This is a genomic window from Bradyrhizobium sp. 2S1 (assembly GCF_011516625.5).
GTDB classification, from domain to species: domain Bacteria; phylum Pseudomonadota; class Alphaproteobacteria; order Rhizobiales; family Xanthobacteraceae; genus Bradyrhizobium; species Bradyrhizobium septentrionale.
Genome location: NZ_CP147717.1, coordinates 5,363,059 through 5,385,615 on the forward strand (window position 1 = coordinate 5,363,059; position 22,557 = coordinate 5,385,615).

At 61.7% G+C, this 22,557-nt stretch carries 20 protein-coding genes and 5 pseudogenes; 13 read left to right on the plus strand and 12 right to left on the minus strand.

Annotation, left to right across the window (positions count from 1 at the left end; genetic code table 11):
* Positions 1 to 9: 9 nt before the first annotated feature.
* Positions 10 to 882, minus strand: a pseudogene (locus tag HAP54_RS25350) (IS1380 family transposase); the annotation flags it as partial.
* A 98-nt stretch (positions 883 to 980) separates the two neighbouring features.
* Here HAP54_RS25350 and HAP54_RS25355 point away from each other — a divergent pair.
* The 3 genes and pseudogenes from HAP54_RS25355 to HAP54_RS25365 all read left to right on the plus strand — a co-directional run bounded on the left by HAP54_RS25355 (position 981) and on the right by HAP54_RS25365 (position 4,825).
* Positions 981 to 2,315, plus strand: coding sequence for an IS1182 family transposase (locus HAP54_RS25355; protein WP_166295748.1), 1,335 nt, complete (start codon positions 981 to 983; stop codon positions 2,313 to 2,315).
* Positions 2,316 to 2,462: 147 nt separating this feature from the next.
* Positions 2,463 to 3,408, plus strand: a pseudogene (locus HAP54_RS25360) (IS630 family transposase).
* 760 nt (positions 3,409 to 4,168) lie between these two features.
* On the plus strand, positions 4,169 to 4,825 hold the full coding sequence (locus HAP54_RS25365; protein ID WP_175619481.1) for an effector protein NopP: 657 nt from the start codon (positions 4,169 to 4,171) through the stop codon (positions 4,823 to 4,825).
* A gap of 346 nt (positions 4,826 to 5,171) precedes the next feature.
* Here HAP54_RS25365 and HAP54_RS25370 read toward each other — a convergent pair.
* The 5 genes and pseudogenes from HAP54_RS25370 to HAP54_RS52815 form a co-directional block, all read right to left on the minus strand.
* Positions 5,172 to 5,657 (minus strand): annotated as a pseudogene (locus HAP54_RS25370) (transposase); the annotation flags it as partial.
* Between the two features lie 95 nt (positions 5,658 to 5,752).
* Positions 5,753 to 7,354, minus strand: a complete 1,602-nt coding sequence (gene tnpC, locus HAP54_RS25375; RefSeq protein WP_166205729.1) for an IS66 family transposase — start codon at positions 7,352 to 7,354, stop codon at positions 5,753 to 5,755.
* 125 nt (positions 7,355 to 7,479) lie between these two features.
* A complete protein-coding gene (gene tnpB / locus HAP54_RS25380; RefSeq protein WP_166205730.1) occupies positions 7,480 to 7,833 on the minus strand; it encodes an IS66 family insertion sequence element accessory protein TnpB in 354 nt (117 codons plus the stop codon).
* On the minus strand, positions 7,814 to 8,260 hold the full coding sequence (gene tnpA / locus HAP54_RS25385) for an IS66-like element accessory protein TnpA (protein WP_166205731.1): 447 nt from the start codon (positions 8,258 to 8,260) through the stop codon (positions 7,814 to 7,816). The genes tnpB and tnpA overlap by 20 nt, the downstream gene beginning before the upstream one ends.
* A gap of 84 nt (positions 8,261 to 8,344) precedes the next feature.
* Positions 8,345 to 9,217 (minus strand): annotated as a pseudogene (locus HAP54_RS52815) (transposase); the annotation flags it as partial.
* Positions 9,218 to 9,404: 187 nt separating this feature from the next.
* Between HAP54_RS52815 and HAP54_RS25395 the strand changes: the two are divergent.
* Both HAP54_RS25395 and HAP54_RS25400 read left to right on the plus strand, forming a co-directional pair.
* Positions 9,405 to 9,782, plus strand: coding sequence for a hypothetical protein (locus HAP54_RS25395; protein WP_166208368.1), 378 nt, complete (start codon positions 9,405 to 9,407; stop codon positions 9,780 to 9,782).
* A gap of 233 nt (positions 9,783 to 10,015) precedes the next feature.
* Entirely contained in the window at positions 10,016 to 11,299 is a 1,284-nt protein-coding gene (locus HAP54_RS25400; RefSeq protein WP_166304686.1) for an AAA family ATPase, read from the plus strand.
* 375 nt (positions 11,300 to 11,674) lie between these two features.
* Here HAP54_RS25400 and HAP54_RS25405 read toward each other — a convergent pair whose 3' ends face one another.
* The 6 genes from HAP54_RS25405 to HAP54_RS25430 form a co-directional block, all read right to left on the minus strand.
* Positions 11,675 to 12,061 (minus strand): Arm DNA-binding domain-containing protein, encoded by a 387-nt coding sequence (locus tag HAP54_RS25405; RefSeq protein WP_166304688.1) that lies wholly within the window; start codon positions 12,059 to 12,061, stop codon positions 11,675 to 11,677.
* 15 nt (positions 12,062 to 12,076) lie between these two features.
* Entirely contained in the window at positions 12,077 to 12,748 is a 672-nt protein-coding gene (locus HAP54_RS25410) for a hypothetical protein (RefSeq protein WP_175619482.1), read from the minus strand.
* A gap of 67 nt (positions 12,749 to 12,815) precedes the next feature.
* Positions 12,816 to 13,268, minus strand: a complete 453-nt coding sequence (locus tag HAP54_RS25415) for a superinfection immunity protein (RefSeq protein ID WP_339156766.1) — start codon at positions 13,266 to 13,268, stop codon at positions 12,816 to 12,818.
* Positions 13,172 to 13,912 carry a hypothetical protein gene (locus HAP54_RS25420; protein ID WP_166304690.1) on the minus strand — a complete coding sequence of 247 codons (741 nt, stop codon included), beginning with the start codon at positions 13,910 to 13,912 and terminating at the stop codon, positions 13,172 to 13,174. The genes HAP54_RS25415 and HAP54_RS25420 overlap by 97 nt, the downstream gene beginning before the upstream one ends.
* On the minus strand, positions 13,857 to 14,000 hold the full coding sequence (locus tag HAP54_RS25425; RefSeq protein ID WP_166304692.1) for a hypothetical protein: 144 nt from the start codon (positions 13,998 to 14,000) through the stop codon (positions 13,857 to 13,859). The genes HAP54_RS25420 and HAP54_RS25425 overlap by 56 nt, the downstream gene beginning before the upstream one ends.
* Positions 13,997 to 14,314, minus strand: a complete 318-nt coding sequence (locus HAP54_RS25430) for a hypothetical protein (RefSeq protein ID WP_166304694.1) — start codon at positions 14,312 to 14,314, stop codon at positions 13,997 to 13,999. The genes HAP54_RS25425 and HAP54_RS25430 overlap by 4 nt, the downstream gene beginning before the upstream one ends.
* Positions 14,315 to 14,853: 539 nt before the next feature.
* Here HAP54_RS25430 and HAP54_RS25435 point away from each other — a divergent pair.
* The 8 genes and pseudogenes from HAP54_RS25435 (at position 14,854) to pncA (ending at position 22,525) form a co-directional block, all read left to right on the plus strand.
* Positions 14,854 to 15,799, plus strand: a pseudogene (locus HAP54_RS25435) (IS630 family transposase).
* A gap of 298 nt (positions 15,800 to 16,097) precedes the next feature.
* A complete protein-coding gene (gene cnbZ, locus HAP54_RS25440) occupies positions 16,098 to 16,850 on the plus strand; it encodes a 2-amino-5-chloromuconate deaminase CnbZ (protein WP_166304696.1) in 753 nt (250 codons plus the stop codon).
* A 124-nt stretch (positions 16,851 to 16,974) separates the two neighbouring features.
* On the plus strand, positions 16,975 to 18,567 hold the full coding sequence (locus HAP54_RS25445) for an NAD(P)/FAD-dependent oxidoreductase (protein ID WP_166304699.1): 1,593 nt from the start codon (positions 16,975 to 16,977) through the stop codon (positions 18,565 to 18,567).
* A complete protein-coding gene (locus HAP54_RS25450) occupies positions 18,567 to 18,974 on the plus strand; it encodes a c-type cytochrome (protein ID WP_166304702.1) in 408 nt (135 codons plus the stop codon). Before HAP54_RS25445 ends, HAP54_RS25450 begins: the two co-directional genes overlap by 1 nt.
* Positions 18,975 to 19,052: 78 nt before the next feature.
* Positions 19,053 to 19,541 carry a RidA family protein gene (locus HAP54_RS25455; protein WP_166304705.1) on the plus strand — a complete coding sequence of 163 codons (489 nt, stop codon included), beginning with the start codon at positions 19,053 to 19,055 and terminating at the stop codon, positions 19,539 to 19,541.
* 127 nt (positions 19,542 to 19,668) lie between these two features.
* A complete protein-coding gene (locus HAP54_RS25460; protein ID WP_175619484.1) occupies positions 19,669 to 21,087 on the plus strand; it encodes a M20/M25/M40 family metallo-hydrolase in 1,419 nt (472 codons plus the stop codon).
* A complete protein-coding gene (locus HAP54_RS25465; protein ID WP_166304711.1) occupies positions 21,087 to 21,905 on the plus strand; it encodes an aspartate dehydrogenase in 819 nt (272 codons plus the stop codon). The genes HAP54_RS25460 and HAP54_RS25465 overlap by 1 nt, the downstream gene beginning before the upstream one ends.
* Positions 21,905 to 22,525 carry a bifunctional nicotinamidase/pyrazinamidase gene (pncA, locus tag HAP54_RS25470; protein ID WP_166304714.1) on the plus strand — a complete coding sequence of 207 codons (621 nt, stop codon included), beginning with the start codon at positions 21,905 to 21,907 and terminating at the stop codon, positions 22,523 to 22,525. The genes HAP54_RS25465 and pncA overlap by 1 nt, the downstream gene beginning before the upstream one ends.
* Positions 22,526 to 22,557: the final 32 nt, after the last annotated feature.

The following is a 22,557-nucleotide window of genomic DNA, read 5'->3' on the forward strand; positions in this document are numbered from 1 at the left end:
CCGGAACCAGCGCAGCGTCGCGAACTCGGCTGTGGCCAATTCCCGGGCTTTGGGAATCGCGTCGCGCACGGTCAGCATCAGCCATTAAGCGGCGGTGTGGAGAACGAGGCGGACTTGATTGGCGAGCGCCGAACGGCAGCTGGTGCGATCGGAGGCGAGCTGTGTCTTATGCAGCTTGATCAGATTCTCGGCTTGGCCGCGCGCGCAATACAGGCTGTCGTAGATCCACTCGGCCGAGCCGACATCGAGGCTGGTGACGACGAAACGGATGTCGAGGCCGAGCATCGTCGCCTCAATACGGGCGACGGTGCGCCGTTCGCGATCCCAGGACTTTGCCTTGTGGCGCGTCTCGGTATAGCCGCGCAGAACCGGCAGGTTCTCGATGGCGCGTCGCGTGCGGATGTCGTCGGCGGCCTCGTCGACTTTTCTGGCGAGCGGCTTGGTGCCGGACAGACCGAAGATGTAGTCGATGCCGTTGGTCTCGCACCACGCCATTGCCTCCGGCCGGGCATAGTGCCCGTCGCCACGGAACGTAATTCGCGTGTTGTGCCACCGCGTCCGGATATGCCGTATCAGGCGGCGCAGGTGGGCACGCACCTCGACGCCGCCCGGCGTCTTGCCGGGCCGCAGCACGACCGCCACGGGCCGGCTCTTCTCCGTGTCGTAGACGTGGATCGGCAGGAAGCAGCGTTCGTCATAATGAGCGTTGAACAGCGAGAGCTGCTGATGGCCGTGGACGACATCGCAGGTATCATCGATGTCGAGCGTGACGGATGCCGGCTCGCGCGGGTAGCTATCCATCCATGCGTCGACCAAAGTGTAGGTCAGTCGGATCACGTCGCGCAGGCGCGGAGCATTCTCCAGCCGCGACAGCGTCGGCTCGCCAGCCTCTCAGGCGCCCTCTGACGAATAAGACGGGCTAGGAGCTTGTCTGGATAGTCGCTGTTCAAATCTGGTCGGGTCTGATTCAACATTGGGCGATGAGCGAGTATTTTCGGCCTTGGAACATCGATCAGACGCTGCTTCTGCCGCCGAATGTGCAGGACTTCGTGCCGAAAGGCCATGTCTCGCGGTTTATGGTTGATCTGGTGCGGGAGAGCCTCGATCTCAGGGAGATCATGGGCAGCTATGTGAGCGGGCTTGGGCAGCCGCCGTTTGATCCGCGGATGATGGTGGCGCTGCTGCTGCATAGCTATGCGAGTGGGCTGTATTCGTCGCGTCGGATTGCCAAGGCCTGCCGGGAGCGGAACGATTTTGTGATGATCGTGGCGCTGGATGCGCCGGATTTTCGGACGATCAGCGACTTTCGCAAGCGACATTTGAAGGCGCTCGGCGCGCTATTCGTGCAGGTTCTGAAGTTGTGCGAGACGGCCGGGCTGGTCAAGCTCGGTCATGTCGCGCTGGATGGTACGAAGATCAAGGCGAACGCGTCGAAACACAAGGCGATGAGTTATGAGCGCATGAAGAAGCGCGAGGCGGAATTGAAGGCCGAGGTCGCTCGCATGCTGGCGGCCGCCGAGGCGGCGGATGCCTCGGAGGATGAGACTTTCGGCAACAGCGACGAACTGCCGGACTGGACCGTCGACAAGCAGAAACGGCTGGCGAAGATCCAGCAAGCGATGGCGGCGCTGGAAGCGGACGCCAAACTGGCGGCGGAGGAAGAGCGCCGCATCGAGGCCGAAAAGGAACAGCAGCGCCAGGCCGAAGGCCGCAAGAAGCCGGGCAAACCGGCGGCGCTGCCATCGGAGGAACCCAATCCCAAGGCGCAACGCAACTTCACCGATCCGGAAAGCCGCATCATGAAGTCGAAGGATGGCTTCGTTCAGGCCTATAATGCCCAGGCGGCCGTCGATGCACATGCCCAGATCATTGTCGCGCAAGAACTGACCCAGCACGGCAGCGATCAGGGCCAGTTGGTGCCCCTGATCGAGGCCATCGAGAGCAATCTTGGCCGCAAGCCGCGGCAGGCCTCAGCGGATTCCGGCTACTGCAGCGAAGCCAATCTCGAAGCGCTCGACACACGCAGCATCGATGGCTATGTCGCGCCCGGACGCGCCAAGCACCCGACAGTAGCGAACGGAAAAGTCGGCGGCCCGCTGACACAGGCCATGCGAAAGAAGATCGACGATGGCGGCTTCGAAACACCCTACCGATTGCGAAAGCAAGTGGTGGAGCCGGTGTTCGGACAGATCAAACAGGCAAGAGGCTTCCGCCAGTTCCTGTTGCGGGGCATCGAGAAAGTGCGCGCCGAGTGGACAATGATCTGCACCGTCCATAACCTCCTCAAGCTGTTCAACCTCGCAAACGCAGCCTGAGCCTGCTACTCTACAACAAATGCCCGTCACGAAAACATATCTGGACGGGCTCCTAGAGCATTTTCCGACCGGAATGAATCGGGTGGGGATTCCCAAAACGGCGCGAGTCAGATTCAAGCTGCATGCTGGCGAGGGAGGCCAGCATGTATGGCCAGGGCGCTTTCGGTTGATCTTCGTCAAAGGGTGATAGCCGCGATTGACGGTGGCATGTCCTGTCGACAGGCTGCTGAGCGCTTTGGTGTCAGCGCGGCCAGTGCGATCCGCTGGCGCGGTCGCCTCAAGGAAGTTGGCGACATCGTTCCTAAACGCCAGGGCGGTGACCGCAAATCGCAGCGCATCGAAGCGCATTCGCAATTGATTCTGGAGGCAGTGACAGCGAAGCCGGATATCACGCTCGCCGAGTTGCGAGAACTGTTGAAAGTCGTGGAATATCGACTGGCATCGCGTCGCTCTGGCGTTTTTTCCAGCGCAGAAAGATCACACTTAAAAAAAGACAGCGCACGCCGCCGAGCAACGGCGCGGCGATATAAATGCCGCGCGTGAGGAGTGGTTCGAAGGGCAAATCGATCTTGACCCTGAGCGTCTCGTCTTCATCGACGAAACCAGCGCCAACACCAAAATGGCGCGGCTTTACGGCCGCTCGCCACGCGGCGAGCGATGTCGTGCAGCTATCCCACACGGACATTGGAAGACGACGACATTCACCGCTGGATTGCGCTCCGACGGTCTGATCGCGCCGCTTGTTCTGGACGGTCCAATGGATGGCGACGCTTTCCTGGCCTACGTCGAGCAATTGCTCGCCCCATCGCTGCGGCCGGGCGATACCGTTATCATGGACAACTTGCCCGCTCACAAGGTCCATGGCGTTCGAGAGGCCATCCGGGCGGTCGGAGCAAGCCTGCTCTATCTTCCGCCCTACAGTCCAGACTTCAACCCGATCGAAATGGCCTTCTCTAAACTGAAAGCCCTGTTGCGGGCCGCCGCAGCGCGCACCATGCCCGATCTCTGGCAAGCAATCGCCAACGCTCTCAAGCGCTTCTCACCCGAGGAATGCCAAAATTATCTCGTCGCGGCTGGTTACGACGCAACGTGATCGGAAAATGCTCTAGCCCGTCCTATTCGTGAGAGTGCGTTTTTTTTGGTCCGATTGATGTGGCCGCACATCTGCTCTGACGAGGCGCGCGGGATTGCCTTCGGCTTTTCACCGCCTGACGACCGGTACTTTGCAACGCGCTTGAGGTGTAGGTTGGGCGAACGGGGGGCGGACGCCCCGCCGCTCAAGGACCGAGCGGCAGATCGGCGTGCCCGCCGACTGGCTGGCCGATGTCCGTGCGGCCAACGAAGATGGCTTCTTCGCGTTGGCGGCCCGAAAAAGCAGTGAATGATTTCGGTCGGCTGTGATTCCTTCGGATTTGCGAAGATTCGAGGGAGTGCACCATGCCATGGACCAAAATCACTCGTGGCACGCCGAAGACGGACTTGACGCCCCGCTCGTCAGCTTCTCGTCAGCTACTTCGCCAATCATCCTACAGTCAAATAGCCCGTGAGTGAGCGTAGGCGTAAATAATTCTCCCCTGGCAATGATCAACCTACAAAAGACTTTCTCAGTAGGAACGCAAATCGCGATGTATGGCAGAATTGGTTGCTCATCCAATATCCCGTCCACGAGTGCTGGCGAGGCTGACGAAACGAGACAGTCAGCAGGCTGCCACGAATTCGAAAAGAAATTAGCAGATATGCACTTGGAGACGCCGGATCCCAACGCTAGTTCGTCTTCGACGGCAACACGGTTGTATTGTCTCGTTCCCCGACCTCCTGTGGTAGAGATCTCAAGGTCTTCATTCGAGCGGAAGATGAAGGACTTTCATGGCGATCGAATCAGGCATATCGCCGCGAACCCAGAAGAGTACTCGCATTTCGTATCCTCAAAAGCCGAGCGCACGGTAGGTCTTGCTAAAGGCGTCGGTTCTGCCAGAAAGCATACGAGCGACGCGCGCTATTTCAGCTATGAGCTGGGCAATAAGAGTGTTGGACTTCTGAGAACAGAAGGCGGATTTAGCATGAGTGATGTGTTCGAAGGGGAAAAGTGGAAGGATCAGTTTCCCGGACGAACTGAAATCACCTCCACTACAGTTCTTCGGGTCACTCATCCACTTGTCGACAACGCAGGCGATATTCTGCTGGAACACCAACTTCGGCTCGACGGCGAACGACCGTTAGTTGATTCTACTCCTGCCAGCCTAGAGGCACAATCACGCTTAGCAGCCATGGGTTATGTTGAGGTGGATGAAGCGAACATGGTGCTTGACCCCACCCAGCATCCCGAAAAGTGGACCAAGAACGGCGATGGTGAATGGCAACGTGCAGACAAACCTACACTATATCTTTCCAAAGCTGGTAGCGGTGAGGACGATGATAGCGAGAGTGCAGAAAGCGCCTCGACGGCCTCGAGCCATGATGACTTTGATGTAGACGACCTTACTCACGCGCTCGACGACCTTCTCGCGTAACGATAAACGGTTAATGCGAGTCGCTTAAACAAAAGCCTACTACCTGCTTCCGCCCTCCTTGCTGGCGGAAGGAGAGCGGACGAGCAGCGCAGAAGGCCGTGACTGGCGCGAAGCGTTGAATTGCAAATCTCCTCAGAATCATTATTTCATACTTCAGACAAAAGCGGCCGCCGGTGTCTGCTTAAGCTGCGGTACCCAGCTTATCGAAGAAATCGATTTGCCCGTCGTTGACCTTCGGGATTGCCTCAGGAAACGCGCGATAGAAGGCTCTCTCAAACTCCACTTTGTCCCTAGGAGCCCGTCCAGATATGTTTTCGTGACGGGCATTTGTTGTAGAGTAGCAGGCTCAGGCTGCGTTTGCGAGGTTGAACAGCTTGAGGAGGTTATGGACGGTGCAGATCATTGTCCACTCGGCGCGCACTTTCTCGATGCCCCGCAACAGGAACTGGCGGAAGCCTCTTGCCTGTTTGATCTGCCCGAACACCGGCTCCACCACTTGCTTTCGCAATCGGTAGGGTGTTTCGAAGCCGCCATCGTCGATCTTCTTTCGCATGGCCTGTGTCAGCGGGCCGCCGACTTTTCCGTTCGCTACTGTCGGGTGCTTGGCGCGTCCGGGCGCGACATAGCCATCGATGCTGCGTGTGTCGAGCGCTTCGAGATTGGCTTCGCTGCAGTAGCCGGAATCCGCTGAGGCCTGCCGCGGCTTGCGGCCAAGATTGCTCTCGATGGCCTCGATCAGGGGCACCAACTGGCCCTGATCGCTGCCGTGCTGGGTCAGTTCTTGCGCGACAATGATCTGGGCATGTGCATCGACGGTAAGCGCGCATTTTACTGCACAGGCTGCGCGCGCGGCTGGCGCGGCGTCGCGTGGCGCCGGGGCCCAGCGGGATCATCGGAACGGCTTGATTGATCCTGAGCGTTTGACGGTCAGCCGCTGTCGTTGTCAGCTGGCAGGTTTTTTTGAGCGGTGCAATTGAACGGCAACAGATCTTCGATATCGGCGTCTGGCGCGCGTTGGGGCAATTCGGTGAGCGCGTGACGTAGCCATGCATAGGGATCGACGCCGCATGCCCGGCATGTCAGCACCAAACTGTAGATCACGGCGCTTGCCTTGGCGCCGGCAACGGTGTCGCTGAACAGCCAACTTTTTCGTCCGGTGCAAAACGGCCTGATGTCGCGCTCCAGAACATTGTTATCGATCGGGGCGAGACCGTCACTGGTGTAACGGGTCAGATAATCCCATTGGTTGCGTGCATAGGCGATCGCCTTGCCGGTCAAGCTTTCGGGTAGCACCTTCGGCGCCTGGTCGTCGAGCCAGGTCCGGAAGGCGGCCAATACCGGCAGGCTATGCTGCTGGCGCAGCCGCAAGGTGTATGCGGCGCGCGTTTCGCCGTCGGGCGGCGTCTGGCGCGCCACCCTCTCGACCTCGTACAACGCCTCGAAGAACTTGAGCGCCTGCAATGGCGGACCGCCAGGCTTTGTCCTGGCCTTGAGCGCATCGGTAAATTTCCTGCGCGCATGCGCCATACAGCCGAGATGGGTCGCGCCTGTCAGCGTGCGCCAGGCGTCATAGCCGTCGCTCATCAACAAGCCGCGATAGCCGGCCAGGAAGGCCTGAGGATGTTGCTGGCCGCGACCGGGCTGGTAATCGAACAGCACGACCGGCTGCGCGCAGTCCTGGCCGCTGCGATAGGCCCACATGAAGGATTTGGCCTGCGCATCACGGCCGTCCTCTTTAAGAACCTGGACCCAGGTTTCGTCGCCGTGGACCAGGGGCTGCGACATGAGCTTTTGCTGTAGCGCGTCATAGACCCGATGCAGATGCAACTCGCTCGCCCGGATCACCCAGTTGCCCAGCGTCCCGCGGCTGATGCTGACGTCGGCGCGCCCCAGCGCGTCCGCCACACGGTACAGCGGCGTGCCGTCGACGTATTTGTTGGCGAGCACCAGCGCCAGCGTCGATGGCGTGGCGACGCTACCCGGCAGCGGCTGCGCCGGCATCGGCGCGGTCACAATCGGGGTGTTCAGCGCGGTGCGCTCGCAGTGACGGCAGGCATATTTGAACCGCACATGTTGCAGCACCGACGCCTTGACCTCGACGTGCAACTGCTCGGTGACGGTCTCGCCCATCCGATGCATCCGATTATGGCAGCACGGACAGTCCTTTTGATCCTCACCCAGATCGTGTTCGACGCGTTGGCGCGGCAGATCGTCAGGCAGCGGCTTGCGGCCGCGTGCCTTCGGCGCCGGCTTTGGAGCCTCCGGCAATCCCGTGTCCGGCACGGCGACCGCCTCGACATCGTCGTCGTCCCGGCTTTCAGCGGCGGCCTGCTCGGCTTCGTTGAAGATGCGCTCCTTGAGCTTTTCGCTCTTCGGCGCATACCGGTGCAGGCGCTCCAGGCGCAACTGCTCCTCTAGATGCAGCACGCGTTGTGCGAGTTTCTCGTTTTCGGCCTTCAGCGCCGCGATCTCGGCCGCGTGCGCCGCGATCAAGGCTTCCAGTTCGTGCGTCGTGGGCTTGCGACTCATCGGAGTCTTGAATCGAAGTCATGCCGCCGCGTCAACCGGGCTCCCATGTCTTCGTCATGTCTTCGGCCGCGTCATCTGAGAACGGCCATGCCGAAGCCCGATGACGCCGCCCGCATCGAACACGCTCAGCCCACGCTCTGATATTGCCGCACCGGATGACGACGCACCGCCGCGATGTTGATGCCGTCAAGCAGCCAGTGCAGCTCCTCCGTCGTCAGCGTCAGCACCGCCTCCTGACTTCGGGGCCAGTGGAATCTGTCGGCCTCCAGCCGCTTCAGCAGCATCCAAAATCCTGACCGATCATAAATCAGCAGCTTGATCCGGTCGCGGCGACGATTGCAGAACGCGAACACCGCGCGCTGGAACGGATCCAGCCCCATCGACTGCTCGACCACGATCGCCAGGCTGTTGATGCCCGCCCGGAAGTCAATCGGTTCGCGGTGAAGGTAGACCCGAAGATCAGACGCCAGTCGGAACATCGCAACGCCCCAGCGCTTCAATCACCGCCGACAGCAACTGCGCGTCGCCGCCTTCCAGCGAAAGCGTCACGCCGTTGGGCATCGATGCCGTCAGCCGCCCTGCACAGGATCGCTCCGTCGCGCAAACCGCAATCGCGCCAGCAGATCGAGTTGGCGACGGCGACGGCGCGCGAACCGGAATAAAGGCTGGCGCAATCGGCGCCCGCGCCTCCGGCTGGCCATCCCCGTTCTGAAGTTGTCGCTTGGCCACCCACTTGCGCAGCAGGTTCGCGTTCACGCCGTGTTGCAGCGCAAGCCCCGCCAGCGACACGCCAGACTGCAGACAGGCCTCGACCAGCCGCTGTTTGCTGGCCGGATCATAGCGACGCCGGCCATTGCGCAACACGCCGACCGTCTCAAGTCTCAAAGGTTCTTCTGGAGTGATCATCGATCGTGTCCACCTCGCTCATGGTGGACACCTCATCCCATCCCCGCGCTCAACTGCATAGGTGCGTAGAAAGGAGCGCTTACCATCGACGGCCGCCTGGGCATTATAGGCCTGAACGAAGCCATCCTTCGACTTCATGATGCGGCTTTCCGGATCGGTGAAGTTGCGTTGCGCCTTGGGATTGGGTTCCTCCGATGGCAGCGCCGCCGGTTTGCCCGGCTTCTTGCGGCCTTCGGCCTGGCGCTGCTGTTCCTTTTCGGCCTCGATGCGGCGCTCTTCCTCCGCCGCCAGTTTGGCGTCCGCTTCCAGCGCCGCCATCGCTTGCTGGATCTTCGCCAGCCGTTTCTGCTTGTCGACGGTCCAGTCCGGCAGTTCGTCGCTGTTGCCGAAAGTCTCATCCTCCGAGGCATCCGCCGCCTCGGCGGCCGCCAGCATGCGAGCGACCTCGGCCTTCAATTCCGCCTCGCGCTTCTTCATGCGCTCATAACTCATCGCCTTGTGTTTCGACGCGTTCGCCTTGATCTTCGTACCATCCAGCGCGACATGACCGAGCTTGACCAGCCCGGCCGTCTCGCACAACTTCAGAACCTGCACGAATAGCGCGCCGAGCGCCTTCAAATGTCGCTTGCGAAAGTCGCTGATCGTCCGAAAATCCGGCGCATCCAGCGCCACGATCATCACAAAATCGTTCCGCTCCCGGCAGGCCTTGGCAATCCGACGCGACGAATACAGCCCACTCGCATAGCTATGCAGCAGCAGCGCCACCATCATCCGCGGATCAAACGGCGGCTGCCCAAGCCCGCTCACATAGCTGCCCATGATCTCCCTGAGATCGAGGCTCTCCCGCACCAGATCAACCATAAACCGCGAGACATGGCCTTTCGGCACGAAGTCCTGCACATTCGGCGGCAGAAGCAGCGTCTGATCGATGTTCCAAGGCCGAAAATACTTGCTCATCGCCCAATGTTGAATCAGACCCGACCAGATTTGAACAGCGACTATCCAGACAAGCTCCTAGAAGCGTTCCCGATACCGATTGCCTGCCAAAGGTGCTGACGCAACGCTGGAACGCCAACCTCTTCGGTTAAGAACTGATGGAGTTTGAATTTGCGGGCGCCGCCTGCGTAGACGACAGGGTTACCGCATGATGGTGATGCAGGAGAATGACCGGGTGCGCCTGATCACCAAAGGCGGGCTGGATTGGTCAAAGCGCTTTCCGTGGATTGTCGAGTCGGCACTCAAGCTGCGGCAGCAGCAATTCATCCTGGACGGCGAAGCAGTGGTGCTCGGCGTCGACGGCATGTCGGACTTCGATGCACTACACTCGCGCGAGCACGATCAAGAAGCCCAGTTCTTCGCCTTTGACATGCTGGCTGGCGGTGGCGATGACTTTCGGCGGTTGCCGCTGTTGCTGCGCAAGCAGAACCTGGCGGCGCTGCTCGCGCGCGGCGCCGACGGCATCCATGCGCACCGTTCGAACAAGGCGAGATCGGCCCCGATCTGTTTCGCCACGCCTGCCTGATGGGATTGGAAGGGCTGGTGTCGAAGCACCGCGAGCGCGCCTGTGGCGCTGGCCGTTGCACGCACTGGCTCAAGATCAAGAACCCGCAGCATCCGGCCTATCGGCGCGTGCAGGATCACTTCTGATCAGGCCGAGCCTTTTGTCGTGACCTTCAACTCGATCTGAAGGACGACGACCTCTTGGTGGTGTCAACGGGGAACCCGTGTACAATCTTGACCGAATCGAGGTGAAGAATGTCGCTCCGTGGCGTGACTGATGAGGACCTGAAGGCGGTTCTTTCTGAAAATTTGACCCCCTCGGATTCGATCAAGACCCGGGAACGGCTGTTCGGCCGGGAGAAGACACTGCGCACGATCGACCGCGCCTTCGCATCTCCTGGCCGCCAGATTTTCATCTTCGGCGACCGCGGCGTGGGCAAAACGTCGCTCGCACTGACAGCGGCCTATCTGCATACCGGCATCGAAAACCTGCCCGTCTATGTGATGTGCGGAAAGACGAACAACTTCGGACAGACGATTCAAGCCATCGGAAACGCCCTGATCCCCGTGGAGCAGCGGATGGAAAAGCCGTCCTCCGGTGGTGGGTTCAATTTCAACCTGCCTGGAGGAATGGGCGGAGTCGGGCTGTCGGGTGGTACTCAAAGTGCGGCCGCCATCCCGGTGCCCCAGTCGCTCAACGAAGCGCTCGATATCATCCGGTATGTCGCTGCGAAGCGGAACACCACAACCATTGTCATTGTCGACGAACTGGAGCGCATTGATAGCACCCCGGAGCGAGAGAAATTCGCCGAATTCATCCGCAACATTCCGGAGCTGAACGCGAACGTGCGGTTCATATTCTGTGGCATCATGCATGACGTGACGGAGCTTTTGCAGTCGCACCCGTCCGCCGGCCGCATTCTGGAAACGATTGAGCTGAAGCGGCTGAATCACGACGACCTATGGAAGATCTTGAGCGTCGTCGCGACAAAACTCAATGTCGAGCTCCAACAAGAAGCGCTGATCCGCGTCGGGCAGGTGAGCGACGGCTTCCCCCACTACGTCCACTTGATCGGCGAGTCGATGTTTTGGAGCATGTTCGACGACCCCGAAGAGGTTCGGAAGTCGGATTCTCGCCATTACAAAGAGGGCATCAAGGGCGCTCTACAGCGGACTGAGGCGGCGCTCAAGGCCCAGTACGAAAAGGCCACGCAGAAGTACCGCAATACGCAGGAATTCGAGGAAGCGTTATGGGCACTGGCCGATAGCACATCAGACCGGCGCCAAATCGCGGAGATTTACGACGGTTCGTACAAATGGATCATGGGCAAGCGGTCAGACCGCCCACTCCTCCCGCGTGAGAGACTCAACCAGCGCTATCTTTCTCTGCGTAAAGACACGCATAGCCGGATAGTTGTAGGCCACGGCTCCGGCTGGTTTTCTTTCCGGGAAGCCATCATGCGCGGTTACGTGCGGCTCAAGGCCGAAGACAACGGCATCGACCTCGGGAAGCACCACAACACCGCCGGGATGAAATAAACGAAAAGGGCGCCCCATTCCTGAGATGCCCGATCCGTTAGAACAACCGAGATATGCGGCTAATCGCGTGGGTGAGCATACACCGTCCACAGCTGCAAGCCCCGCGCTTCCTCGGGGCCTGGAATGCCGCTCATGTCGTTCATCGCCTGCACCTCCACGAGAGCCACCGCCTGATGTGGAAATAGCGGCGGCCCCGGCTGCCGCATACCGGATCGGCATAGCGCGCGGCATGCCTTGGCCTCGCTTGGATCGGTTTGGGCTCATCTGGCCTTATCTCGGCCTCTGCCACTTTGCGCTCCTGCTGCATGGCTGGAGCTGGAGTCTGCCAGCGATCATCGAAGAGCAGCTCCGGGGTGATCGGGATCGTCCGCACCATCAACGTAAATGGCTGCGGCGGATCGGCGCCAGCTCGCTGATCCACGCGATGCGCTCGTCAATGATCTGATCCACGGTGATCCCCGACCGCTTGGCCTGCAGCTTGCGGGCCTGCCGCGCGCTCTGCGCGATGTCCTCGCCGGCATTGATCTTGACCTTCAGCTTCCACGCTTCCTTGCGCCAATAGTCCACGCCGCGCTCGGGCTCCTGATAGACGCCGAGCCAATGGGTGAGCCGCTCCTTGGTGATGGGGCAAGTGTATTTCAGGGAGAACGTCGGCGGCGCTGTCGGGCTCAGACTGACGTACAGGCCCGAGCATTCTGCATCGTAAATTTTCGAGCGCGCGGTAACGGCCTTGCGGCACTGCTTGTTGGTGATGTTGGGCATGGGTGATGCCTTTCCTTATCGGATGGTTTCGTTGCGCGGATGATCGGGATGCGGCTCCAGCTGCATCAGGTGGAGGTTCAGAACGAGGTAGTGGCCGTTGTCGTGCAGGCCCGAGTACCAGCCGCGCGAATCAAGCTCGTGCCGCATGTCCTCCTCATTGCAGCGATGCTGCCAGCCGCCGCCCACATTGAAGTTTGCGATCAGCTGGTTCAGCAGCATGATGGCAGGGCCTTCATTGTCGGCCCGGTACAGCACGCGCATATCGGTGGGGTGCACCATGGTGAAGGCCAGCTCGGTGATCTTGCGCGCCCTCGGATGGACAAGGCAGTCGCCTTCCATCCTGATCAGGCCGCGCTTCAGCATCACTGCAAACTTCTTGTCATCCAGCTGCCAGTGCAGGATCGCGCCGTCAGCCTTCTCCAGCTCGGCGAGGCAACCCACGATCTCGGCGCGCTCCTCCTCGACGGCTTCGATGATCACCGCCCAGTCATCGGTGCAGATCGGATCGGTGATGTTGTCCTCGTTATCGGAAGGCTCCAGCACGAAGCGCGAGGCATCAGGATGCTCGCGCTGCGCCTTGTCGGCATAGTCAACCCAGATGCGCAGGCCCAGCTCTTCGCTGGTGAAGTTCGGGCAGCTGTCATTGTGCCAAGATGAATCCGTGAAGCCTTGCGGGATCGCGGGCATGTCGGCGGCGGGGAAGTCGGGAAATTCGGTTTGGTATGTATTCATGGCTCAATGCTCTCTTTTTGGGCTAGGCGGCGGCCAGCGGCTTCACCGGGGTGCAGCCCCAGATCAGCGCAGCCACCCAGCCGAGGAAGGTCCAGCCGAGGAACAGATTGGTGATGAAGATCGCGAGCAGCGCGTGATGAGCGCGCCGCCAAGCGACATAGGTCGGCAGGAAATAGAGGAAGGCGCTGATCACCCAGAGGATGATTGGCAATGCGAAGTTGCCGAAGGTTGCGCCGTTTGCGACGGCGATGGTTTCGGCGACGATGATCAGGGCGAAGGTGCCGCCGATCAGGGTGGGGATGAATGCTTGCTTCATTGGCTGATGATCCTGTTTGAACTGAGGAGGAGCTGCAGCGATCTGCTGCAGCTCCAGTTGCTTCACTTCGGGGCCGAGGCAGAGAGGGTGCCGTCTGCGGCCTTCTTCAGCTTCATGCCCTTCCGAGCGCAGATCGCCTTGATGTTGATCGACGGCCACTCGGTGGCCTCGGCAATATCCTTGCGGGTGACCGCCTTCTTGCCGGTGAGCATCGCGATCACGATCTCAACCTTCGAGCCCTCGCGCTTCGCCGCCTTCTTGGCGGCTGGCTTCGCCTTTGCCTTCCTGGCTGACTTCGCCTTCGCTGGTCTCGCTACCTTTGCGGGCTTCGCGGCCTTTGCATCGCGCGCCTTGTCATCGGCCTTCGCTGCCTCGCTGCCTGCATCGGCAGGCGTGCGCCCATACAATGCCGGAACGAGGATCGCGCGGCCTTCGGCGGTGATCGCGTGCACCAGCGCCTTGCGGCTATTGTTCGCAGTCGCGTTCAGTTTCGCCGCCTCAAGCCGCGCGCCAGCGAGCGTGTCAAACTCGGAGGTCTGCGGCTTGTTGTTCTTGAGGATGGTCGCGGTGAACTTCTTGCAAGCCGGGATGAGCGCGAGATCGGCGACATCGGCGGGGTGGGTTTTTTGGTAGTCATTTTGCCGGTTTCCTTTTTTCAGAAGGCCGCGCGGAATTGCGAGGCGTTCTGACCGCCTAACCCCGGCACCTTGCGGTGATCCGGGGCTTTGGCAGGGAAGCTGGGCCGCGCTATTGGTTCGCGGCTCCTTTGGTTTCGCGATGCAGAATCGCGGTGGCCGTTTCAATTTCCTTGATGCGGAGCGCGGCCTGCAGCGCTGCGATCATGCGCTGCAGCTCGGCGATGCGAGCGCCGATGATCTCGCCCTCGGTCATGCTGCACCGCCAGTAATGAAGGCGGGCTCGTCGCCAGCGCAGCGGCAAACGAAGCAGAAGCCGGAATCGCTCGGCATGCTGCCCATCTGCCAAGAGCCAGCCCAGCCGAATTTTTCGGCGAGGGCCTCGGCGGCCTGCGCGTGTTTGGCTTCGCTGCTCAAAGCATGATCGAGATGCAGGGTGATGTTGCCAGCGGCAGCGCTCGCCTTGATGCGCGAGCCCTTGGTGTTCGTCGCGCTGAGATACTTGGTGAGGATCGCTTGGTAGGTTCGATGCGCAGTCATTTTCGTGTAGGCTCTCTGGGCTGTGCCCATTGCTCGGTTTTGGGTGCTGCCTCTGGGTGCAGGCTCCAGCCTCGTCGGCCTGTGGAAGGGTTCGAGGCTGGGGCCTTGCCCCAGTTGCAGCGGTTCAGCGGCGAGCCTGCTGCCTTTGATCGAAAATGATAATTCCAAAAGGGCCTATTTTAGAAGCACTTAGATGGGCTCGCTTGGGGCCAGATAGGCTCGCCAAGGGCCAAAATAGGGCCGTGTGGTCCTGACGCCCTAGTGGCCGGTGTCCCCTTGTAAGACGCAGTTGCGTCTTGCGAAGGCGGTGACAAACAAGCCAAGTCTCGCCGGGGAGAGCACGAAGTAAGCCGTAAAACCATCGCGCAGGGAAAGCCGGGATGTTCCCGGTTACACCTGTGGTCCTACCTCCGGTGCTTTTTGTTGCACCGGACCCATGGGTGCGATCGGTACCCGGCTTTCCTGCGCCCTCTGCTAGAGCATTTTCCGACCGGAATGAATCGGGTGGGGATTCCCAAAACGGCGCGAGTCAGATTCAAGCTGCATGCTGGCGAGGGAGGCCAGCATGTATGGCCAGGGCGCTTTCGGTTGATCTTCGTCAAAGGGTGATAGCCGCGATTGACGGTGGCATGTCCTGTCGACAGGCTGCTGAGCGCTTTGGTGTCAGCGCGGCCAGTGCGATCCGCTGGCGCGGTCGCCTCAAGGAAGTTGGCGACATCGTTCCTAAACGCCAGGGCGGTGACCGCAAATCGCAGCGCATCGAAGCGCATTCGCAATTGATTCTGGAGGCAGTGACAGCGAAGCCGGATATCACGCTCGCCGAGTTGCGAGAACTGTTGAAAGTCGTGGAATATCGACTGGCATCGCGTCGCTCTGGCGTTTTTTCCAGCGCAGAAAGATCACACTTAAAAAAAGACAGCGCACGCCGCCGAGCAACGGCGCGGCGATATAAATGCCGCGCGTGAGGAGTGGTTCGAAGGGCAAATCGATCTTGACCCTGAGCGTCTCGTCTTCATCGACGAAACCAGCGCCAACACCAAAATGGCGCGGCTTTACGGCCGCTCGCCACGCGGCGAGCGATGTCGTGCAGCTATCCCACACGGACATTGGAAGACGACGACATTCACCGCTGGATTGCGCTCCGACGGTCTGATCGCGCCGCTTGTTCTGGACGGTCCAATGGATGGCGACGCTTTCCTGGCCTACGTCGAGCAATTGCTCGCCCCATCGCTGCGGCCGGGCGATACCGTTATCATGGACAACTTGCCCGCTCACAAGGTCCATGGCGTTCGAGAGGCCATCCGGGCGGTCGGAGCAAGCCTGCTCTATCTTCCGCCCTACAGTCCAGACTTCAACCCGATCGAAATGGCCTTCTCTAAACTGAAAGCCCTGTTGCGGGCCGCCGCAGCGCGCACCATGCCCGATCTCTGGCAAGCAATCGCCAACGCTCTCAAGCGCTTCTCACCCGAGGAATGCCAAAATTATCTCGTCGCGGCTGGTTACGACGCAACGTGATCGGAAAATGCCCTAGAGGAGAGGGCGGAACGAGAAGCAAAGCTCGGGCAATCATGTCGCGAGAATGCGAGGCTGTATCCCCACCCACACTGTCATCGCCCGGCTTGACCGGGCGATCCAGTACGCCGCGGCCTCTCGGTTCGAGCACCGGCGTCTCTGGAATACTGGATCACCCGCTTTCGCGGGTGATGACACCGCGTTGTTCGACGACTTGAATCGTGAGTATCCTCCCTTACGAGACATCATGACTGCGCAACATCATGACAACAACCGCATCCACCTCACGTCACGAGGCAACATGACCAGCACCATCGAGGCTCCCGACGGCGGCTACCGCTTCATGCCCGGCGTCAGCCAGTATTCCTGCGGCATCGGCGCGCTGCCCGGCTTTGCGATCGAGCGCGTCAAGTTCTCGGAGCCGGTGCCGTTGAGCGCGGGCTTTGACAGGATCGCGGACATCCTCAAAGCCGCGGGTCGTCCGCTCACCGCGTTCGGCGCCTGCGAACTGCGCTCGCCGGCGCCGTTCACCGAAGACGGGTTCAAGGCCTTCAACGCGATCTACATCAAGACCTTGATCGAATGGGGCGTGATGCGCGACGGCATCAATCCGGTGGCGCGCAGCAATGTCTGTCCGAAGCTCGATCCGCCCGCCGAGCCGTCGTTCCACGCCTTCTCCTACACGGTGCCGGCTGCCAAGGACGCACCGTCGAGCTTCGTCGTGGCCGGCAGCGGCGAGTCGGTCGAGGGCAATGCCAATTATCGCGATCACACCGTGGCCTTCGGCGACACCAGTCCGGCCGGCATCCTGGCGAAGGCGAAATTCGTGCTTGGCGAGATGGAACGCCGGATGAGCGCGTTCGGCGGCACCTGGCGGGACACCACCACTGTGCAACTCTACACCGTCCACGACGCCTATCCGGTGCTCGAAAGCGAACTCGGCCGCCGCGGTGCGCTGCGCAACGGCTTGACCTGGCATTTCGACCGGCCGCCGGTAGTCGGGCTCGACTTCGAAATGGATTGCCGGCGCGTGCATCGCGAGAGCGTGGTGTGATGCATCGATCAGGTGGCGCATCAAAAGCGCGTGTGGGTGCATGGCGAAGCGTGTGGCTTTCCTTGACACGGATCGCGTCAACCGTTTCCCTTCGCCATCGAAATCAGCGGCTGGGTGAACGCGGGTGCAGAACGAATCTGTGATCAGGCGGCGGAATCTGCTCGCGCTGATCGGCACCATCGCCGGCAGTTCGGCGATGTATCACGCGATGACGAGCCTCGGCTTCGCATCCGAGTCCGCCTACAAGGGACCGATCAAGCTCGCCGGCGATGTGAAGGGCACCTCGGTGCTGATCCTCGGCGCGGGGCTTGCCGGCATGACGGCGGCGCTGGAACTGCGCAAGGCCGGCTACAAGGTCCAGATCCTCGAATTCAACAACCGCCCCGGCGGCCGCAACTGGTCGATCCGCGGCGGCGACAGCTTTACCGAGCTCGGCGGCTTCAAGCAGACCTGCCAGTTCGAGCAGGGGCTCTATCTCAATCCCGGCCCGTGGCGGATTCCCTATCATCACCGTGCGCTGCTCGATTACTGCCGCCGGCTCAACGTGACGCTGGAACCTTTCCTTCAGCTCAACCACAACGCCTATCTGCACGCGACGCGCGCATTCGACGGCAAGCCGCAGCGCTTCCGCAGCATCAAGGCGGATTTCCAGGGCCAGGTGTCGGAGCTGCTCGCGAAAGTCACCCAGCAGGGCAGGCTCGACGAGGTCGTCACCAAGGAAGATCAGGAGATATTGCTGCAGGCGATGCGCGACTGGGGCGCGCTGGACCGCGACTACAAGTACAACGCCAACCTGGTCTCCGCCGAGTTCCGCGGCTATACGCGCGATCCCGGCGGCGGCCTGATGGACGATCCGCTGCCGAGCGACCCGATCTCGCTGCAGGAGCTCTTGCGGTCACGGATGTGGCGCTATCTGCAGAGCTATGCGCGCTACGACTTCCAGACCACCATGTTCCAGCCGGTCGGCGGCATGGACATGATCGGCAAGGCGTTCGCGCGCGAGGTCGGCGATCTCATCCGCTACAACGCCAAGGTCACGCAGATCCAGCAGAACGGCTCCGGCGTCACCGTGAGCTATGTCGACACGGCCAATCCATCCACGGTGCAGCAGGCGACCGCCGACTGGTGCATCTGCACCATCCCGCTGCCGATCCTGAGCCAGCTGCCCCTCGATGTCAGCGGGCCGATGAAGAATGCGATCGATTCCGTACCCTATGCCGCCTCGGTGAAGATCGGCCTGCAGTTCAAGCGGCGGTTCTGGGAGGAGGATGAGGCGATCTATGGCGGCATCAGCTACACCGACCTGCCGATCCGGCAGATCGCCTATCCGAACTATGGCTTCAACCGCGGCGGACGCGGTGTCCTGCTCGGCGGCTACATGTATGGGGGCGCCAATTCCTTCGAGTTCACGGCGATGACGCCGGCCGAGCGGGTCGCGAGTGCTGTCGAGTTCGGCGCCAAGATCCACCCGCAGTACAAAAGCGAATTCGAGAACGGTGTCGCGGTGGCCTGGCATCGCGTGCCGTTCACCCTCGGCTGCGCCGGCGAATGGACCGACGCCGGGCGGGCGCAGCATTACCGCAATCTCTGCCAGATCGACGGCCGCATCGCGCTGGCGGGCGAGCACGCCTCGCAACTGCCGGCCTGGCAGGAAGGCGCGATCCTGTCCGCGCTCGACGCCATCAGCCGATTGCACGAACGCGTGGTGAAGACGTGATGATGCGTACCAGCATATCAGCGGTTGCAGCGTTGACGCTGCTGTCCGCCACCACGGCGGTCGGCCAGGACAACGCGACCGGCAAGCGCACCTTCTCCTCGGGCTACCGCTTCGTGGAGATGACCGGCGAGGAGCTGTTCGGCAACGTCTGTCAGGGCTGCCACATGCCGGATGCCACAGGCGCGAGCGGCGCCGGCACCTATCCGGCGCTCGCCAGCAACAAGAATCTCGAATCCGCCAGCTATCCGATCTTCCTTGTCATCAATGGCCGCCGCGGCATGCCGGGGTTCGGCGACATGATGACCGATGGTCAGGTCGCTGCCGTTGTGAATTATTTGCGGACGCACTTCGGCAACACCTATCAGGACGCGGTGACGGCGAAGGACGTCCAGGACGCCCGCCGCTAGAAGCGTTTTCGAGCGAAGTGGGTACCGGTTCGCGTGAAGAAAACGCGTCAAAACAACAGTTATTCTGGGGAGAGTTTGATGAAATTCATCGGTATCGTGCTGGGCGCCGCGCTGTCGGTGGTGGCAAGCGCTGCCTCGGCTGACGTGATCAGGCATCCGATTCCCAATTCGACATTCCCGATCGCGCAGGCGGTCACCGTCACCGGCAACACCACGACCGTCTATGTCAGCGGCCAGGTACCGCCGGTCGCCAACAAGGATGCCGATCCGTCGAGCCCGCAGGCCTATGGCGACACCAAGACCCAGACCGTCGGCGTGCTCAATCGCATCAAGAGCATCCTGGAGGGCCAGGGGCTTGGCATGGGCGACGTCGTCAAGATGCAGGTGTTCTTGGTGCACAACGCGTCAGCGCCGATGGACTTCAAGGCCTTCATGGAGGGCTACACCCAGTTTTTCGGCGGCAGCCAGCCGAACCTGCCGGCGCGCTCGGTGGTCGGCGTCGCCGCACTCGCCAATCCCGGCTTCCTCGTCGAGATCGAGGTGATCGCGGCCAAGGATGCCAAATAAGGACTCCAAATAGCGTCCGCGAAACTGCGGAGCATGCGCGCGGAAATTGAAGGGCTCACCGTCTTGCCAAAGCGCGTGTCGCCTGTCTGAATTCGCTCCTGAGACGATGGAATTCCGGGAGAGCACGATGTCGCACAAGGCCCGAAACATGGTTCGATCGCTGCGGCTCGCGGCTACACTTGCTCCGGCGCTGCTCGCAACCGGCGCCGCGGCGCAGGGGCTGACCGAGCAGCAGCAGTTTGCCCGTGGCATCTACCAGGAACTGGTCGAGATCAACACCACCACCGCGACCGGCGATACCCAGAAGGCGGCGGAGGCGATGGGCGCGCGGCTCCGCGCGGCGGGCTTCTCCGAGGCCGACGTGCACGTGTTCTCGCCGGCGCCGCACAAGGGCAATCTGGTGGCGCGGCTGCCCGGCTCCGGCGCGCGCAAGCCGATCCTTCTGGTTGCCCATCTCGACGTCGTCCCCGCCCTCCGTGAGGACTGGACGGTCGATCCGTTCAAGCTCACCGAGCAGGACGGCTATTTCTACGGCCGCGGCTCCAGCGACGACAAGTTCATGGCGTCGGCCTTCATCACCAACCTGATCCGCTACAAGAAGGAGGGCTACAAGCCCGACCGCGACATCATCGTCGCGCTCGAGACCGACGAGGAGATCCTCGATGCCAACGGCCTCGGCATGCAGTGGCTGATCAAGAACCACCGTGACTTGATCGACGCCGAGTTCGCGCTGAACGAAGGCGGCGGCGTCGGCCTCAAGAATGGCAAGGCGATCCGCAACAGCGTGCAGACCAGCGAAAAGGTTTCGGTCGGCTACCAGCTCACGGTGAAGGATCGCGGCGGCCACTCGTCGCTGCCGCGCAAGGACAACGCGATCTACCACCTCGCCGACGGCCTCGTCCGGCTCTCCAATTACAGCTTCCCGATGAATCTCAACGAGACCACGCGAATCTATTTTGCGAAGATCGCCGAGGTCGACAAGTCGCATGCCGACGACATCAAGGCGATCCTGGCGCCGCAGCCCGACCCGGCGGCGCTGGCGCGCTTGTCGGAAAATCCCGGCTATAATGCGCAGCTCCGCACCACCTGCGTCGCGACCATGCTCGAGGGCGGCCACGCCATCAACGCGCTGCCGCAGCTTGCGACCGCCAAGGTGAATTGCCGGATCCTGCCCGGCGAGCCGGTCGACGGTGTCCAGGCCACGATCGAGCGCGTGCTCGCCGACAAGCAGATCGAGGTGACCCCGACCGGCAAGGCCGTACTGAGTCCGCCGTCGCCGCTGAACGAGGAGGTGATGGGATCGATCGAGAAGCTGTCGAAGGAGTTCTGGCCGAACGCCGAAATCGTCCCCACCATGAGCACCGGCGCGACCGACGGCAGCTATCTGCGCAATGCGGGGATTCCGACCTATGGTCATTCCGGGCTCGGCGCCGATGTCGATGACAACCGGAACCATGGCAAGGACGAGCGCGTGCTGGTCAAGTCGTTCTACGAGGGCGAGGAGTATCTCTATCGCCTGGTCAAGATGCTCGCCGGCGGAAAATGATGGCTGACGGCAAGACAAGGCTGCGAGTGGCGGTCGCCGGCCTCGGCGCGATCGGCACCGAAATCGTCAAGGCGCTCGATCAGGGCATCGAGGGCCTGACGCTGGTTGCGGTGTCGGCGAACAGTCCGGACAAGCATCGCGGCTGGGTCGCGGAGCTCAACTCTGCGCCGAAGCTGGTGCCGATCGATGCGCTCGCCGATGTCGCGGACATCGTGGTCGAGTGCGCGCCGAGCAAGCTGGTGCGCTCGATCGTGGCACCGGTGGTCGAGCGCGGCAAGACCGCGGTCGTGCTCAGCGTCGGCGCACTGTTGCAGAACGAGGACCTGGTCGATCTCGCTCGCGCCCATGGCGGCCAGATCATCGTGCCGACCGGTGCGCTGATCGGGCTCGATGCGGTGACTGCGGCGGCGATCGGGACCATTCATTCGGCCAGGCTGGTGACGCGGAAGCCGGTCGCAGGGCTCGTCGGCGCGCCGCATCTGGTCGAGAACAACATTCAGATCGAGGGGATCACCGAGCCGCTGCGCATCTTCGAGGGCAGCGCGCGCGATGCGGCAAAGGGTTTTCCGGCCAATCTCAACGTCGCGGTGGCGCTGTCGCTCGCCGGCATCGGCCCCGATCGCACCCGGGTGGAGATCTGGGCCGACCCGACGGTGACGCGCAACACCCACCGGATCGAGGTCGATTCCGACTCGGCGCGGTTCTCGATGATGATCGAGAACATCCCCTCTGACAATCCGAAGACCGGCCGCATCACCGCGCTCTCGGTGATCGCCTGCCTGCGCAAGCTGCGCGCGTCCTTGCGGATCGGAACCTGATGAAGATTTTGCCCGACGATCTCTTCCTGATCATCGACGTGCAGAACGATTTCTGCCCGGGCGGCGCGCTCGCGGTCGCCGACGGCGATGCCGTCGTGCCGGTGGTCAACCGGCTCGCCAGCCGCTTCGACCATGTCGTGCTGACCCAGGACTGGCACCCGGCAGGCCACAGCTCGTTTGCGACCTCGCACCTGGGCGCGGCGCCGTTTTCCTCGATCGCCATGCCCTATGGGCCGCAGACGCTGTGGCCGGATCATTGCATCCAGGGCACCGCGGGCGCCCGGTTTCACCCCGACCTCGCAACCGACCGCGCCGAGCTCGTGATCCGCAAAGGCTTCCGCGGCGCGATCGATTCCTATTCGGCGTTCTTCGAGAACGACCGGACAACGCCGACCGGGCTCGCCGGCTATCTGCGCGAGCGCGACCTCAAGCGCGTCGTGATGGCCGGGCTCGCCACGGATTTCTGCGTGCAGTATTCGGCGCTCGATGCGCGGCGGCTCGGTTTCGAGACCGCGGTCGTGCTGTCGGGCTGCCGTGCCATCGATCTTGCCGGTTCGCTTGCCGCCGCCACCGCGGCGATGCGCGAGGCCGGCGTCACGCTTGTCGAGGAGATTGCCTGAGCGGAGCCGGCTAAGGGCAAAAACCGTTGTTT

What these genes read in the sequence shown, in the direction of transcription:
- HAP54_RS25455 (WP_166304705.1), top strand. Translation starts at nt 19,053, where the DNA reads ATGAAATTCATCGGTATCGTGCTGGGCGCCGCGCTGTCGGTGGTGGCA.
- HAP54_RS25395 (WP_166208368.1), top strand. Translation starts at nt 9,405, where the DNA reads ATGATGGTGATGCAGGAGAATGACCGGGTGCGCCTGATCACCAAAGGC.
- HAP54_RS25355 (WP_166295748.1), top strand. Translation starts at nt 981, where the DNA reads ATGAGCGAGTATTTTCGGCCTTGGAACATCGATCAGACGCTGCTTCTG.
- HAP54_RS25465 (WP_166304711.1), top strand. Translation starts at nt 21,087, where the DNA reads ATGGCTGACGGCAAGACAAGGCTGCGAGTGGCGGTCGCCGGCCTCGGC.
- pncA (WP_166304714.1), top strand. Translation starts at nt 21,905, where the DNA reads ATGAAGATTTTGCCCGACGATCTCTTCCTGATCATCGACGTGCAGAAC.
- HAP54_RS25365 (WP_175619481.1), top strand. Translation starts at nt 4,169, where the DNA reads ATGAAGGACTTTCATGGCGATCGAATCAGGCATATCGCCGCGAACCCA.
- HAP54_RS25460 (WP_175619484.1), top strand. Translation starts at nt 19,669, where the DNA reads ATGTCGCACAAGGCCCGAAACATGGTTCGATCGCTGCGGCTCGCGGCT.
- HAP54_RS25450 (WP_166304702.1), top strand. Translation starts at nt 18,567, where the DNA reads ATGATGCGTACCAGCATATCAGCGGTTGCAGCGTTGACGCTGCTGTCC.
- HAP54_RS25410 (WP_175619482.1), bottom strand. Translation starts at nt 12,748, where the DNA reads ATGCCCGCGATCCCGCAAGGCTTCACGGATTCATCTTGGCACAATGAC.
- HAP54_RS25430 (WP_166304694.1), bottom strand. Translation starts at nt 14,314, where the DNA reads ATGGGCACAGCCCAGAGAGCCTACACGAAAATGACTGCGCATCGAACC.
- HAP54_RS25400 (WP_166304686.1), top strand. Translation starts at nt 10,016, where the DNA reads ATGTCGCTCCGTGGCGTGACTGATGAGGACCTGAAGGCGGTTCTTTCT.
- tnpC (WP_166205729.1), bottom strand. Translation starts at nt 7,354, where the DNA reads ATGAGTCGCAAGCCCACGACGCACGAACTGGAAGCCTTGATCGCGGCG.
- tnpB (WP_166205730.1), bottom strand. Translation starts at nt 7,833, where the DNA reads ATGTTCCGACTGGCGTCTGATCTTCGGGTCTACCTTCACCGCGAACCG.
- HAP54_RS25425 (WP_166304692.1), bottom strand. Translation starts at nt 14,000, where the DNA reads ATGACCGAGGGCGAGATCATCGGCGCTCGCATCGCCGAGCTGCAGCGC.
- HAP54_RS25405 (WP_166304688.1), bottom strand. Translation starts at nt 12,061, where the DNA reads ATGCCCAACATCACCAACAAGCAGTGCCGCAAGGCCGTTACCGCGCGC.
- tnpA (WP_166205731.1), bottom strand. Translation starts at nt 8,260, where the DNA reads ATGATCACTCCAGAAGAACCTTTGAGACTTGAGACGGTCGGCGTGTTG.
- cnbZ (WP_166304696.1), top strand. Translation starts at nt 16,098, where the DNA reads ATGACCAGCACCATCGAGGCTCCCGACGGCGGCTACCGCTTCATGCCC.